Source organism: Methylobacterium sp. Leaf111 (assembly GCF_001423285.1).
In the GTDB taxonomy this organism is placed as follows: Bacteria; Pseudomonadota; Alphaproteobacteria; order Rhizobiales; family Beijerinckiaceae; genus Methylobacterium.
The window spans coordinates 1-15661 of sequence record NZ_LMNE01000028.1 but is presented as its reverse complement, the minus strand read 5'-3'; the positions used below and the strand labels follow the sequence as shown (position 1 = coordinate 15661).

At 61.1% G+C, this 15661-nt stretch carries 4 protein-coding genes and 6 pseudogenes; 6 read left to right on the top strand and 4 right to left on the bottom strand.

What is annotated here, in order from left to right; genetic code table 11:
- Positions 1-167 precede the first annotated feature (167 nt).
- Together ASF41_RS23910 and ASF41_RS14805 are read left to right on the top strand one after the other, a co-directional pair.
- Positions 168-1123, top strand: a protein-coding gene (locus tag ASF41_RS23910; RefSeq protein ID WP_156653313.1) for an IS630 family transposase whose coding sequence is annotated in 2 segments (ribosomal slippage) — positions 168-507 and positions 507-1123 — 957 coding nt in all. Because the reading frame shifts where the segments join, the coding sequence is not laid out codon by codon here.
- Positions 1124-1704: 581 nt separating this feature from the next.
- A pseudogene (locus ASF41_RS14805) lies at positions 1705-1971 on the top strand (transposase); the annotation flags it as partial.
- 441 nt (positions 1972-2412) lie between these two features.
- Here ASF41_RS14805 and ASF41_RS23905 read toward each other — a convergent pair.
- Positions 2413-2813, bottom strand: a pseudogene (locus ASF41_RS23905) (IS5 family transposase); the annotation flags it as partial.
- A gap of 165 nt (positions 2814-2978) precedes the next feature.
- Positions 2979-3197, bottom strand: a pseudogene (locus tag ASF41_RS23900) (transposase); the annotation flags it as partial.
- A 289-nt stretch (positions 3198-3486) separates the two neighbouring features.
- On the opposite strand from ASF41_RS23900, the pseudogene ASF41_RS26150 reads away from it, so the two are divergent.
- Together ASF41_RS26150 and ASF41_RS26145 are read left to right on the top strand one after the other, a co-directional pair.
- Positions 3487-3982 (top strand): annotated as a pseudogene (locus tag ASF41_RS26150) (IS630 family transposase); the annotation flags it as partial.
- A gap of 1 nt (position 3983) precedes the next feature.
- On the top strand, positions 3984-4651 hold a 668-nt coding region (locus ASF41_RS26145), incomplete at its 5' end, for an IS630 family transposase (protein WP_244479668.1).
- A 48-nt stretch (positions 4652-4699) separates the two neighbouring features.
- Here ASF41_RS26145 and ASF41_RS23895 read toward each other — a convergent pair.
- Positions 4700-5838, bottom strand: a pseudogene (locus ASF41_RS23895) (IS701 family transposase); the annotation flags it as partial.
- A 1229-nt stretch (positions 5839-7067) separates the two neighbouring features.
- Here ASF41_RS23895 and ASF41_RS26670 point away from each other — a divergent pair.
- Both ASF41_RS26670 and ASF41_RS14765 read left to right on the top strand, forming a co-directional pair.
- Positions 7068-7389, top strand: a pseudogene (locus ASF41_RS26670) (integrase core domain-containing protein); the annotation flags it as partial.
- Between the two features lie 281 nt (positions 7390-7670).
- Positions 7671-11864 carry a hypothetical protein gene (locus ASF41_RS14765; RefSeq protein ID WP_056494426.1) on the top strand — a complete coding sequence of 1398 codons (4194 nt, stop codon included), beginning with the start codon at positions 7671-7673 and terminating at the stop codon, positions 11862-11864.
- 194 nt (positions 11865-12058) lie between these two features.
- On the opposite strand, the gene ASF41_RS14760 is transcribed toward ASF41_RS14765, so the two are convergent.
- Positions 12059-15265 (bottom strand): calcium-binding protein, encoded by a 3207-nt coding sequence (locus tag ASF41_RS14760; RefSeq protein ID WP_056494423.1) that lies wholly within the window; start codon positions 15263-15265, stop codon positions 12059-12061.
- Positions 15266-15661: the final 396 nt, after the last annotated feature.

Genomic DNA, 15661 nt, shown 5'->3' with positions numbered 1-15661 from the left:
CTGCTATCTTTAAGCCTACTGGCGCATTACCCTACCTGCCGTATAAGAACGATCGTAGATCTGACGCACAGATCTACTAGAGCGGTCACCGATCGACATGAATCGTCTAGGGTTTCGGCCGCGGCGGTGATGTGATTCGATGGACAGCTTTCCGAGGAGGAGAGCCGATGGCGTCTGCCCTGTCCGTTGATCTGCGTGAGCATGTCGTGGCCGCGATTGAGGCGGGGGCTTCGCGCCGGGAGGCGGCGCGGCGCTTCGAGGTCAGCCCGGCCAGCGCCGTGCGCTGGCACGGGACCTTCGTGCAGGAGGGTCGGACACACGCCAAGCCGATGGGCGGCGATCAACGCTCGCACACCATCGAGGCGCAGGCCGACCTGATCCGGCAGACCTACGAAGCGCAGCCCGAGCTGTTCTTGCACGAGTTGCGCGACCGTCTGGCCGAACAGGGTCTGCGGGTCGGGGTCAGCAGCCTGTCCCGCTTCTTCAAGCGCCACGGCATCACGCGCAAAAGAACACTGGCCACGCCGCCGAGCAGGAGCGCGAGGACGTGAAGGCCGCGCGCCTGTCCTGGTTCGAGCGCCAGCTCGATCTCGACCCGGACAAGCTCGTGTTCCTCGACGAGACCGCCACCAACACGAAGATGGTCCGCCGCTATGGGCGAGCCCCGCGCGGCGAACGTTGCCGGGTCGCGGTGCCGGTCGGCCACTGGAAAACCATCACGGTCACCGCCGGTCTGCGCACCAGCGGCCTGACAGCCACCGCCCTCTTCGATGGACCGATGACGGGCGCTCGCTTCCGCGACTATGTCGAACAAACTCTCGTCCCAGCCCTCAGGCCCGGCGACACGGTCGTGCTCGACAATCTGCCCGCCCACAAGGTCAGCGGCATCCGCGAACGCATCGAGGCGGCCGGGGCGAGGCTACTCTACCTGCCGGCCTATTCCCCCGACTTCAACCCGATCGAACTCGCCTTCGCCAAGCTCAAGGCCATTCTTCGAGCCGAGGCCGCTCGAACGATCAGCGACCTCTGGAACACAATCCGACAAGCCTTCAGACGCTTCACGCCAGCCGAATGCCGCCGGTATCTCGCCGCCGCAGGCTACGACGCATATGATCCAAGATGATCGGATGCCGTTTTAGGAAGAGCTATTTGAAATTCAAGATCGCTGATCCAAACGCGCTGCGGTTCGGCTCGGATCATGCCTCCAAAAATCATATGCAACCACGAGAATAAATCGGCACGCGATGTACGTGCTTCTAAAAAAGCAGCGTTAACCAAATGCATGGACGTCATCAATCAGCAGCATGAAGTACCCCCGTTTGTAAGGAAGAACGACGCCTTTTCGATACAGTTCATTGTCTCAGGGTGGTCGTGTCCCAGGCGGTGGTGTAGCTAAGGGGTGGTCATCGGCGGTTGCCGGGTAGGGTTGGGTTGCGACGACCAACCCCGAACCCGAGAGACCCCCGATGACCGACGAGATCATGGCCCTGCGCGGGCTGATGGAGAAGAGTGTAGAGGGCAGTGCAAATCCAGGCCACTAAACCGCCCTCAACGCACCGGCCCCAGGCGCAGTCTCTCAGATGCTACATCGGCGTAAGTGTCTGCTCCGAAAGTCGTTTTAAAGATGGGCTCTGCGGGCTTGGTGAAGCTCAAATGGCTTGGATTTACTCCGCCCCGTGGCCTGATTTTCCTCCGCCCTACAGACTGCAGGCCCACAAGGTCGCCGGCATGCGCGAGGCCATCGAGGCGGTGGGGGCACGGGTTCTGTACCTTCCGCCCTACAGTCCAGACCTCAACCCCATCGAGCAGATCTTCGCCAAGCTCAAGCACCGGCTGCGAACCGTGGGTGCCCGAACCGTGCCAGACCTGTGGGCCGCCATCCGCGATGCCTTCGCCCGCTTCACACCAGACGAGTGCCGCAACTGCCTCACTGCCGCCGGATACGAAGACGACTTGGCCGTCGCTATATAGGTAGGAATAGCTTTAAGCCGCTTCATCGACGATCTAAACTATCTCACTTCAAGACTTAACAGCTCGCGTATCAGGCAACTTTCTTATTGCGTATCGACGGTATGTAGGAGGCTCTCAAATTTACCCTCCAATCATTCGAAATCGATGCCGCGGCGTAACTGACGTAGGCTGTCATGTAAGAGAGAGCTTCGTCGGCTGGCAGCTTCACTCGAGTAAGCCCGTCGTGTGAACGGCGTCGATCCCATTTTCGATTGTGGACTATCGTACGAGCGCTTTCATGATCTAGGTCGAGATAGTCGGCAAGCTCGACGTAAGTAACCCAAAGCTGAGGCATTGCTGTGTCTCGAATTTTTCTGATCAGGTCGAGCTCTATTTATCGGACGGACACCTTAACAAATTTTCTATTTTTTGAAAGAGTGCGGAAATATTTAGGAACTAGACTCATAACCAGTAGCTGACGGTTGCTGCGATGCAGACGGTCGCCAGGTAGTTGGTGGCAATCAGTCGTAATGCGTGGCGATGCGGCGGAAGTCGTTGAGGCGCCCGAACATCCGCTCGATGGCGTTGCGACCCTTGAACAGGACGGGGGAGAAGCACAGCTTCCATCGCCGGTTAGACTTTGGCGGGATGTTGGGTGCCGCCCCCGCCGTCTCGATCTGACGACGGATGGCGTCGCTGTCGTAGCCCTTGTCGGCCAACAGGATCCGGCACGTTGGCGCGCGCTCCAGGAGTTGTGCGCCTGCCTTGCAGTCCGCCACCTGTCCGCCCGTCAGCAAGAAGGCGAGCGGGCGGCAGAACCGATCGATGAGGGCATGGATCTTGGTGGTGTGATCGGCCCCACGCGGTGGTCCAAGGGTAAAGTTAGTGCGCGGCAGGCCTGGAGTTGACCCCGTTTGTGGTCCACGGCTTATGCAAGTTCTCGGGCTNGTGATCGGCCCCACGCGGTGGTCCAAGGGTAAAGTTAGTGCGCGGCAGGCCTGGAGTTGACCCCGTTTGTGGTCCACGGCTTATGCAAGTTCTCGGGCTGTGACAGCTTGGTTGGCGAAGGCTCGGGGCGTCAAGCCGCCCAGTGCCGTGTGGGGGCGATTGTCGTTGTAGTGGCACCTCCAGTCCTCAATGCGGTCGCGGGCATCAGCCAGAGACAGGAACCACGATGCGTTCAGGCATTCCGTTCGTAGGCGGCCGTTGAACGACTCGATATAGGCGTTATCCGGCATGATGCTTGGCGGTGCACCGTTCCTGAGATCAGTTGAAGCCGCTAGCTTCTGCTGATCCGGGCCATGGGGCACCGGGAGCACGGAGAGTGCGGGCAGGCCGTCGCACTGACATGAGCTGCGAGCTCGAGGTCGTTATCTGGCCGCCCCTGCGACTAGCCCGGATGCGCTGCGAGCGCGGATCCGTAATTGTCGTGNGGCCGTCGCACTGACATGAGCTGCGAGCTCGAGGTCGTTATCTGGCCGCCCCTGCGACTAGCCCGGATGCGCTGCGAGCGCGGATCCGTAATTGTCGTGCGCCATGTCGCGTGGTCCGAAGGCAGTCGCCCTTGCTCTGAGCGAGCACGAGCAGGGTGAGGTTCAGCGCCTGCTGCGCCGACACGGGACCGGGCAGGCGCTGGCCCAGCGCCTGCGCATCATCCTGGCCTGCGCCGAGCCGGGTGCCACCAACCTCGGCGTAGCGACGGCGCTCGGTGTCAGCCGCCAGACGGTGGCCCTTTGGCGCGGTCGCTTCGCCGCCAGCCGGCTCGAGGGATTAGTCGATGCGCCCCGGTCCGGCGCACCCCGCCGCATCGATGACGAGGCGGTCGAGCGTCTCGTCACCCTCACCCTGGAAGAAGCTCCGCGCCAAGCCACGCACTGGAGCACCCGTGCGATGGCGCAGCGGAGCGGGATGAGCCAGAGCGCGGTCCCGCGCATCTGGCGCGCCTTCGGGCTGCGACCGCATCGGACCCAGACCTTCAAGCTCTCGTCCGATCCCGCCTTCATCGAGAAGGTCCGTGACGTGGTCGGCCTTTNTCTGGCGCGCCTTCGGGCTGCGACCGCATCGGACCCAGACCTTCAAGCTCTCGTCCGATCCCGCCTTCATCGAGAAGGTCCGTGACGTGGTCGGCCTTTACCTCGCTCCGCCCGACCGCGCTCTGGTGCTGTGCGTCGATGAGAAGCCCCAGATCCAAGCGGTGCAGGGCACGGCGCCGGCCTACCCGCTGCGGCCGGGCCACGCCGAGCGAACCACTCACCACTATCGCCGACATGGGACGCTCGACCTGTTCGCGGCCCTCGACGTCAAGGCCGGCACCGTCATTGGCCGGTGTGAAGGCCACCATCGTAGCGCCGAGTTCCGCGCGTTCCTGGATCAGGTCGAGCAATCCGTTGCAGCGGATCTGGAGGTGCATCTGGTTCTCGACAACCTGAAGACGCACAAGACGAAGTTGGTGCACGACTGGCTGGTTGAGCATACTCGGTTTCATCTTCATTCCACACCGACGAGCGCGTCGTGGCTCAACCTGGTGGAGTGCTGGTTCTCGGTGCTGAGCCGGCGTCGGCTGGAGCGTGGCGCCTTCACCAGCACAGAGGATCAGGAGGCGGCGATCCGCGATGACATCGCCAAGACCAATGCTCATCCCAAGCCGTTCGTCTGGACCAAGTCCGCTGACGCAATCTTGGCCAATGTCGCCCGCTTCTGAAAACAGATTTCTAACTCAGAGCACTAGCACCAACTGGGCACTTTGATGTTATAGGGCAGCGTGAAGCGTCTTTGGCAGTGTGGGCACAGGACTGGCGGGACGAGGCTGGCGAACAGATGACCGATGATGGCTGCCGCACGGCGGGCAGGCTGGGTGATGGCGGTGACCCCGGAAGGCGGGTCGTTATTTTTTCCCCGCCCCGTCCGACGATGTTCGGCGAGGCGCAGGTTCTGTAGGTAGGTGCAGGCGATACACGACATCAGCGCGTGTCGATGCAGCCCGGTCCAGGAGCGTCCCTCGAAATGGTCGAGGCCGAGTTCTTCCTTGAGCTGCTGGTGGGCCTGCTCGCAGACCCAGCGCGACTTGATCGTGCCTGCCAGGGCGCGCCGTGCCGTCTCGGCCGGCAGGTTGGATAGGTAGTATTTGCGCTCACCCGACGAGCGCCACTCGCCCACGAGCCAGATGTTCGCGCCCAGCAGATGCCGGTTGTTGCCCCCGACCGGACCGTCGCCGGCCCGCACCCGGATGGCGGCGAACTGGGCCGAGAGCTTGCCCTTCGTGCCCTGGCGCCACGTCACGCGTCGCTAGGTCAGGTCGGCCAGCACCGCCTCGGCCTCACGTGGCTCCCGGTCCGGCGAGGGCTTGCGGGCGCGCCCCGTCGGCGGCACGAGCCGCACGTCGGCTGCGTAGACCTTCTGGTTCTTCACGATGCCCACCGCCCAGCGCAGGCCCCTTGCATCCAGGCCGTGACGGAAGGCGGCGCTGACGCCGTAGCCTGCATCCGCCAGCACCGTGCCGAAGCGTAGATCGGCAGCCTGCAGGCGATCGAGTTCCGACAGCGCGATCTCGCCCTTGGTCCGCGGCGCGGTCGCGGCCTCGGGCACGCCAGCCTGCCTACATCGCTGCGGATCGCTCGTCCACGCCTCGGGCAGGAACAGGCGCAAGCCCACCGGCACGGGCACCTCGCCCTGCGCCAGGGTAAGGGAGACCAAAGACTGGCAGTTGGCCTGCTTGCCCAGCGCACCGCAGTACTGGCGCGCCACCCCGACCGAGCGCGTGCCCTTCTTCGGCAGGGCAGTGTCGTCGATCACCAAGCAAGCATCGGATCCGCCAACCAGCCGATCCGGCTGACGGGCCAGCTCCGTCCAGAGCGGGCCGTCGTCCCAGGCCGGGCTGGCGATGAAGTTCTACAACTGGTTGTGGTGTTTGGTTGCGGAACATCGTTGGGATGCGGCGCGCTGGGCGATCGAAGTCTATGCATGGCGCTTTGAACATGTACGCCGTCGTGCAGGCAGGAGGGTCNTGTTTGGTTGCGGAACATCGTTGGGATGCGGCGCGCTGGGCGATCGAAGTCTATGCATGGCGCTTTGAACATGTACGCCGTCGTGCAGGCAGGAGGGTCCGCTGATGCTTGCCATCCATCCCCAGGCGCGGACCACCCCGGCCGTCCGTGCTGAGATCGCCCGTTCACTCGAGAGTTCGAGCACACTTGCCAAACGCTACGGCATCTCCGCCGAGACCGTCCGCAAATGGCGCAAGCGTGGCCCGGATGATTGCCAGGATCGTTCGGCTCGGCCCCATAAGCTCTCCTGGCGCGCCAGTGACGAGGAGCGCGCCATCGTGTGTGCGCTCCGCCGCAGCACCAGCTTCCTCTNTTGAAATACCGACATATCCAAGACCCGCGACGGCCACCTTCATCAGGCTCACCTTCCAATTCGTTCCAGCAAGGGCGATCAATAGTTGATTGCGCCGCGATACACAAGCGCGGGGCCTTCGGTAAGCGTCTTGCTCGCCTCTCCCAGAGCCTTCTTTTGGCAGTCTTGGCGTGATGTGCTGTAAGTCGTGAGCAGGCGAATTAAGCGCCTTGATCTGCTTCCCGAGTCCCGCCGCAGCACCAGCTTCCTCTCGACGCGCTGACCTTCGTCGTCTGCCATTTCCTGCCGCACCTGAACCGGGATGCGGTCTATCGCATCCTCAAGGCGGAGGGGCTCAACCGCTTGCCCCNGACGCGCTGACCTTCGTCGTCTGCCATTTCCTGCCGCACCTGAACCGGGATGCGGTCTATCGCATCCTCAAGGCGGAGGGGCTCAACCGCTTGCCCCCTCCCGGCAGGCTCGCAAACCACACGGTACCTTCAAGGAGTACGAGGTCGGCTTCATCCACGTTGACATCAAGCACCTGCCCACAGTGCAGGACCGCGATCGCGTCTTGCGCAAACGCTACCTGTACGTCGCCATCGACCGCGCCGCCCGCTACGTGCACCTCGCCGTTAAAGACGACGAGACCACGGCGTCCGCCACTGCCTTCCTGGCAGATGCGCTCGGTGCCTTTCCGTTCCAGGTCACCCCTGTTCTGACCGACCGCGGCTCTTAGCTTCACGGCCGATGCCTTCGAGGCTGCCTGCGAGCGGCACGGTGTGCAGCATCGCAAGACGCGCCCCTATACACCCAAGACCAACGGCATGGTCGAGCGCTTCAACGGCCGGGTGCAGCGCGAAGTGTTGGGCTTCACGCTCTACAGCCACAGCGATCTGGAGATCGTCTTGCGTGGGTTCAACGCGGCCTACAACAGCCGTCGTCAGCGCGTGCTCAACGGCCTCTCGCCCGAAATCGTCCTGCGTCAGCGCCTGGAAGCCGAACCGGCGCTGGCCAATCCAACTTACAAACCACCCAATCGCACCAGCATCAAACGAGCACTGCAGGCCGTCGCACACCCCAAAGAGATCTCACATCCAGACANGTGAGACCGGTAGATCGGAAGAGCCGTCCTGCGTCAGCGCCTGGAAGCCGAACCGGCGCTGGCCAATCCAACTTACAAACCACCCAATCGCACCAGCATCAAACGAGCACTGCAGGCCGTCGCACACCCCAAAGAGATCTCACATCCAGACAGCTAGCTACCAAGGAAACGTCTGCTTCCGAACGCCTAAAAAATGGCGGATTTGTCGCTACCTACGTAATTTGCACTTCCAGTTTCTTGTGGTACTGCAGAAACTGCGTTTTAGAGGTTGAAAAGATTTATGGTTGACGTACTTCAACTGCAGGCGGGCGCCAACGAAAGTGACATTGCCCAGGCGCTTGCCCTCTTGAAGAGCGGCGGGACTTTGATCCTTCCTGCTAACGAAACAATTGACATCGTCGATGGCCTTAAGATCGACGTGACCAACCGCAATATAACAATCGAAATGAATGGCTCCACCCTGAAGCAGGTGGCGGACAATAGCGTTATCAGCGGTTACGGATCTATCATCAACACTCAGAACGTCGCTCTCGATATTTCCGGAGAGAACGCCAAGGTGACTTTCACCGGGGCTATCGCCAATCTTAAGGTTGGCGACTGGATCAAGATCGTATCCGACGACGTCCTGCCATACGATAATCGGAACACCGAAGAGCCGACCCGTTTGGGTCAATCGATGCAGATCACCGCGATCAACGGCAACACCGTTGAGCTGGCGGGGAAGCCACTCTATGCCGACCAGTATCTGACAAACCTTCGGGCCGGCGAAATCCAAAGCGGAGCCCTGAAGCTCTCGAATGGCACCGTTGTCGGGGATCAAGCGCATTCTGAGTGGATCAGTCCGCTGGTCAACGTCCGCAATGCAATCGCGCCCGACATAAGCCATGTGACTGTCCGCGATGGCAATTCAATGGGGATTAACCTTGCGAATACAGTAAACGCAGCAGTCAGGGACAGCGTGGCCATAAATTTGCTTGATGATGTTACAATCGGGCATTACGGCTATGGCGTCCACTCGGCCAGCTCGATCGGCACCACCGTTATAGGCCTCTACGCTGAGCGGGTGCGCCACGCGACCGACGACAATGGCGTTGTATCGGGAATCAACAATCCAAATCTTGCATCGTACGGTGCCGACATCGGCCTGCACGTCAAAGATACGGTATCCTACTATGCCTCCGCATTCTCGTACTCCTTCCACTCGGAAGGGCGAAACGGTGTGCTCGAAAATGTGATGTCCTTCGAATCCCATGGCTTCGTTGGTTTTCGCGGTGTTGGCCATCAGCTCATCAATTCAGGCAGCGTTGGTGATGAGCGTGGGTTCCAGTACATGGAGTATGGATACGGCGACTCGCGTGATACGGTAGTCGACAACGTCATTGTTCGCGAAGCCGGTCGTTACGTCTATGTCGTGACCGGGGACCCGGCGAACAACATCATCAAGAACAGCTACCTCGAATACGATCTGCGTGACGGCAATCCTGGAACAACTCAGCTCATCAACACTTCGGTCATCAAGTGGAACGGAATCGACGACAACATCATCAATGGTAGCAGTCAGGGCGATCGCCTACTCGGTGGGCGCGGCGTCGACACCATAAGTGGGGGTGATGGCGACGACTATATCTGGGGTGGCGAGGGGCTTGACAAGCTGACAGGTGGAGCGGGCCGCGACCGGTTTATCTTCGACCGCTTCGATTCCGCTGATGTCATTACCGACTTTCAGGCTGGTGCTGGAGGTGACACACTCGATGTCGTAATCCTAGGCGCCCGCTACGGCTGGAGCGGGGATTTCGTCGCTAAAGGCTACGTCCAGTTTGTTCAGGTCGGCTCTGACACGTCTGTCATGGTCGCGCCTGTGCTGGGCAGCGACTATTATGCCATCGCCCAATTGCAAAACGTAAACGCTACCTCCTTGACCGTCGACAATGTGCAAATGACGCTCTCGGGCGGAGCGGCTCCGACTGCGCTGCCTGTAGCGACAGGAACGGTGCCGACTGGGTCGATCTCTTATGCCAAGGGTGGCAAGATCGTTGGTACGACGGGCGCCGACTACGTCGATGGCACGCATACGATCTCCGGTCAGCCTCTGCCAACGCTCGGTGCAGACACGATTAATACTGACGCGGGTGACGACTATGTCGATGGGCTCGGCGGTGCGGACAGCATCAATGCCGGCGCGGGTAACGATACGGTCGTCTATTACGGCGGCGTCGCTTCTAATCTCCAGGGCGGCTCCGGCCGCGACGTCTTGCTTCTGAAGAGCAACGATACCATCGATCTCTCGCAGTCTGATCAGTCGCTCGGTCTGCCAACGGTCTCGGGCTTCGACGACGTTGACGGTCGCTTGATGAGCATGTCGCTGACCATCACCGGCAACGCCTCGAATAACAATCTCTGGGGCGGCGGCAGCGACGACACCATCATGGGTGGGCCCGGCAACGATGCCATCGATGGTGGCGACGGCAACGACGTGTTACTCTACGATGGCAACCGCGACGACTACAGCTTCATTCGCATCAACGACAACACTTGGCGGGTTCAGGATCTGCGGGGCGCGTCGCAGTGGCGCGACTACGTCAAGAACATGGAGCGCGTGTCCTTCGACGACCAAACCTCCTTCATAGACGTACTCAACCGCCCTCCGACGGACGCGCTCTTGGATAACAAGACCATAGTAGAGGGTATGGCTGCGAATACCCTCGTGGGAACGCTAAGTGGCGTTGATCCCGATGTCTCGGAGATCAATCAATGGGCGTTGCTCGACGACGCCGGTGGCCGCTTCGTGATCGTGGCCAACAAGCTGTTTTCAACTGGTGCCTTCGATTATGAAACCGACAAGGCCCTCACCATCAAGGTCCTGCTCACGGACTCTGACGGGCATCAGTTCATCAAAGACTTCTCGATCGCGGTTACGGACGTCAACGACACCGCGCCCGTGCTGGCTTCGTCGACCATCGCTGTCGTCGATGAGAATACCAGATTCGTCCAAACGCTGGCCGCCACTGACGCCGACAGCACCGGGGAGGCAATCGTCTTTTCCATCGACGCGTCGGTTGGCGACGGTGCGCTGTTCGAGATCAAGAACAACAACGAGTTGCACTTCATCAACGCGCCTGACTACGAAAACCAGGCCCATGCGCCCAACTATCAGGTCCAGATCATCGCCTCGGATGGCGTAAACACCTCGAGCCAGCTTGTCAGTGTGGACGTTCGCAACGTAACGCTTGCTGACATCGGGTTCGGCACCATGGGCGACGATGCTGCGGCCTATAACATCGCCACGCACACGCTAACCCTCAATGGCGTGACGAAGGACGCCTATTCGATTGGCTATGACACACTGTATTTGCTTGCTGGCAAGGATCGCTTCGAGATGTCGGCGCCGGAAGTGCGGGTGAGCGGCAACCAGGCCGGGCTTATCATGTTCGATACCAGTGGGGACGCGGGGCCGGAATTTTCAGTCCATGGGACCGAGCAACTCCAGATTACAGGAAGCAACATTAGCTTCACCGCCGGAATCCAATGGACGGACGTCGATCCGCTCGCCGGCACCAAGCTGTTCGGCACCGGTACCAACGACGTCATCAACGCTTCGCTCGCCGGCGTTGCGGTCGCGATCAGCGGCGGTGCAGGCAATGACATGCTGACGGGCGGCAGCGGCGCAGACACGATTGATGGTGGCACGGGTGCCGACTTGATGTCGGGCGGGCTGGGCGATGACACCTACATCGTGGATCATACCGGAGATGTGGTGGTGGAACTGGCTGGACAGGGGGTCGACACGGTCCAGACAACCCTCACCGCGTACACGCTAGGGGCCGATGTCGAGGACCTCACCTTCATTGGCGCGGCGAACTTCACCGCGAGCGGCAATGAGCTGGCGAATGTTCTGACGAGTGGATCCGGCCACGATCGGCTTGACGGCAAGGCGGGCGCCGATACCATGATAGGGGGCTTGGGCAACGACACCTACGTGGTCGACAACGCCGGCGATGTGGTGTTGGAACTGGTAGGACAGGGCACAGACCGAGTGCTGTCGAGTGTCAGTTATACCCTGAGCGACAATGTCGAGACGTTGCAGCTTAGCGCCAGCAAGAACGTGAACGGCACCGGCAATGCTCTTGCTAACACCTTGATTGGTAATGCTGGCGCCAACGTTCTCGATGGCCGGGGCGGTGCGGACACGCTGACGGGCGGAGGCGGCAACGACACCTTCGTGTTCCGCCTCGGCGAAACCCAGGGCGACAAGGTCACGGACTTCACTGGTGCTGGTGCCACTATCGGCGATCACCTGGAGTTCCGCGGCTTCGGTGCCGGAGCGACGTTCACCCATGCGGCAAACTCGGACCTCTACACCATCACGGCGGACGCGGCTCATGGCAGCGTTAGCGAGACGTTCCAACTCGTGGGCGTGACCAACCTCGATCTGCTCACGGGCGCAGGCCACAACGACGTGCTGCTGTTCGCCTGAGGAGAAGCAGACCAAACCGTATGGCTCACCTCTCTGCTGCGGGTGAGCCATACGGGCCAGCTGATAGCTATGAGGGTCCCATAATGCTCAGCCAGCGAGAGGTCTTGCATGAGCAAGGCCGTCTTGCGTTCAAACCTGAGGCTTCTGTATTTTGAACGGCCTCCCCTGACGGTCCCTCGACCCCCACGAACCTTTTAGACAAACAGCAGGTCGTTGTGACTTCCGCCGGTCGCGAGGTCGAGATGGACCACATTGGCGATCTGGATCGTCTCGATCAGGGACTGGTGTCCCACCCCGCCGTGCACCTGGTAGATGTCCGAGTGATCGACCTGCACGAGGTAAGCTCCCTTGCCGTAGCCCATAAACTGGATCTTATCACCCACTGCTGAACCAGCGCCGGTGAAGTCGGTGATGATGTCGCCATGAGTCTCGCCTGCCCGGAAGACGAAGGTGTCGTTGCCCTTCCCGCCCGTTAGAACGTCGGCCCCCCCGCGGCCGTCGAGAATGTTCGCGCCGTTATTGCCGATCAGCACGTTGGCAAGGGCATTGCCCGTCCCATTGTTGCTCAAGCTCGTGGTGAGCTGCAGCGTTTCGACGTTGTCCGACAGGGTATAGCTGACGCTGGAAAGTACCCGGTCATTCCCGTTGCCGGCGCGTTCGATCACCACATCGCCGACATTGTCCACCACATAGGTGTCGTTCCCAGCGTCGCCGATCATGGTGTCGGCGCCAGCCTTGCCATCGAGGCGATTGTTGCCGGTTCCACCTGTCAGGACATTGTTGAGCTCGTTACCGATACCGGTAAAGCTCTTGGCGCCGGTGTACAGAAGGTTCTCGATGTTGGCGCCGAGCGTGTAGCCCTGCAGGGACGTCTGAACGGTATCAATGCCCTCCCCAGCAAGCTCCGACACCTTGTCGCCGGCATTGTCGACAACGTAGATATCATTGCCCTTGCCGCCGGTCATAACGTCGGTGCCGCCCCCCCCATCGAGGATGTTCGCCCCCGAATTGCCGATCAGCGTGTTTGCCAGGGCATTGCCGAAGCCGTTGATGCTGAGACCGGCGGTCAGCTGGAGAGTCTCGATATTCTCCGAGAGAGTGTAGCTGACACTGGACAAGACCCGGTCGTTACCCCCGCCGGACAGCTCGACAATCACATCGCCGACATTCTCGACCGTGTAGGTGTCGTCGCCTGAGCCGCCGATCATCGTATCGGCGCCAGCCTTGCCGTCGAGCTTATCGTTGCCAGCTCCTCCCGTCAGAACGTTGCTGAGCTCATTGCCCACGGCACTGATGAACTTCGCCCCGGTGTAGGTGAGGTTCTCGACGTTGGTGCCGAGCGTGTAGCTCTGCAGCGAGGTCTTGATGGTATCGGTGCCCTCTTCGGCCAACTCCGTCACGACATCGCCGGCATGGTCGACGATGTAGGTGTCGTCGCCTGCGCCGCCGATCATGACGTCGGCTCCCGCCCGGCCATCGAGGATGTCGTTTCCGGCCTTGCCCTCGAGCCTGTCCGCTCCAGCCCCACCGCTGAGGTGGTTGTCGAGACCATTTCCCACCCCAGAGAATGCGCTGGTTCCGAGATAGGCCAAGTCCGTCTCGGTCGCTTTCAGGTCGTAGCCCGATAGCGTCGTCGAAACCGCGCTGCCATCGTGCCAGGTGGAGGTCTCCGCGGTGGGAGTGGCGCTCTCCAAAGGCTTGCTCGGCAGAGGTGCCGCGGATGCGGGTTGGGCCGCCGGCGAGGTGGCGGGGGTCTCAGAGGGCGTCTCTGTCAGCGGCAGGCCGCTGATTGTGGCCTGAAAATTCGAGGCTTTGATGTCGTTCGCATCAACACCGAGAAGCTTGGCCATGGTCACGTAGTCGTTCGCCTGGCCATCGTCGTTCGCCTGGATCAGCGTCTGCAGGCCATCCTGGACCACGCGCAGATAGCCCTTGTTCAGGAAGTCGCCCGTCCACCTGAGTTGCGCCGCCAGGATCGAAACGTCGATCACGTCGACAGTGGGATTGAAGTCGAGAATGGTATCGCCGCCCTCGCTGAGCTTATGGTAGGCGAAGCGATCATGGCCCGAGCCGCCGGTGAGGATGTCGGCTTCCGCACCGCCCCAAATGTAGTCGTCGCCCCCGCCACCAAGGATAATGTCCTTGCCCTGCCCGCCGAGGAGTTTATCGGCCTTGTCCGTGCCGACCACTAGGTCACTGAGCGCAAACTTACCTTGCATGACCTTGACGTTCTCCAGCACACCGGCCGTGCCGATGCTGGTGACCTTGTTAAGCACCTCAAAGGTGCTGTTCTTGATCAGATTGTCGAGCGGTGACCCGGAGGTGTAGTAGGCGTAGTCGCGCACCTCCTTCAGGCTGATGTTGTCGAAGGTCAGGCCTCGACCATCGCCGTCGCCATACTCGTAGAGCAGGATGCCCTTGAGCAGGTTCGCACCCGCACTGTCGCTGACGCTGTTGCCGGTGCCACGTCCGCCGACAAAGCCCATGGAGTCGAAGGCCAGGGAGTCGGTGACGGTGCCGTTCACGCCTTCCGAGTGCCAGCCATAGGCAAACGAGGTGGTATTGTAGGCCACCGAGTCCTTGACCGTCATTCCGATGTCGGCGCCGTACTTGGACGGGTTGGGGTGACCGGCTGAGACGCCGACTGCGTTGTCATCGGTGGCGTGGCGAACCTTATCGGCGTAGAGGCCGACGACTGTGGTGCCGGTCGAGCTCGCCGAGTGGACGGCATAGCCGAGATAGCCCTGGCTCGGATTGTCCTTGAGGTTGCGAACGGTGGCGTCCTGGACGAGGGCGTCGACGGAGTCGACGATGTTGATGCCCATCGAGTTGCCGTTCTGGACGGTCAGGTGCTCGACCTTGGCGTCCACGGCGCTGCGGATCTGCACGAGGTCGGACTTCCAGTCTGCATGACTCTGGTCGCCCTGGACGGTACCGTTGCGGACCACGAGCTGGCCGCTGTTGTACTCCGACGCGCGGATATTGGTCTGGTAGCTCTCCTGGTAGACGAGGGCGCCATCAAGGGTGACCTTGCCGCCGTCGATGGCCTTGACCTGCAGGGCTTGGCCTAGCCGGGTCGGCGTGTCGCCGGTCTGGAAGCCGTGGGGTATGCCGTCGTCGGCGAAAACCTTGATCCAGTCGCCGACCTTGAGCGAACTCTGGGCGTTTGCGTAAGTGACGACCGCATCGCCAGCGGCATTTTTGGAGAGGCCGACAGCCGAGGCGTCTACGTGCGCGCCATAGCCGTTGAGCACCGTGACATTGCCCGCCTGCTGCAGGGTGCTGCCGTTCAGGTCGAGGGTGATGTCGCGTGCGCTGACGTCGACCTTGATGCCTGATGTGATCTTGATCACCGCGTCCTTAGGGAGAACCAAGGTGTCGCCATCCTTGAGCGCGACCAAAGCTCTGTTGATGTCCTGCTCTGTTGCGCCGGAAGCAAGCTTAACAACCTGTCCCATTTGATTAACAGCCCCTCAGTCGAATTTGGTGAGGGAGATGTTCTGTTCACCCCCCAACTTGGATGAGAATGACAGGCGTAAATTTCAGCCGCGTTCGTAGCATCGCTAAAATTGAGCGGGTATTGCATCGATCGTACAATGGTGGCACGCACCGGCAGGTGGGATTGCTCGACGAGCCGGATGATCTCCAGCCTCTCAGAGGCCGGGTACCTCATGCCTCGTCGCCCCCAGCCCGGCTCATGCTTTTTTTCTAGGCTGGCAAATCTAACTGTTGGGCTTGGCGTTCGAGGGCGGTGAGGTAGGCATCGGGATCGCGTCGGAAGCGGGTTCGTGCGACGC

What these genes read in the sequence shown, in the direction of transcription:
- ASF41_RS14765 (WP_056494426.1), top strand. Translation starts at nt 7,671, where the DNA reads ATGGTTGACGTACTTCAACTGCAGGCGGGCGCCAACGAAAGTGACATT.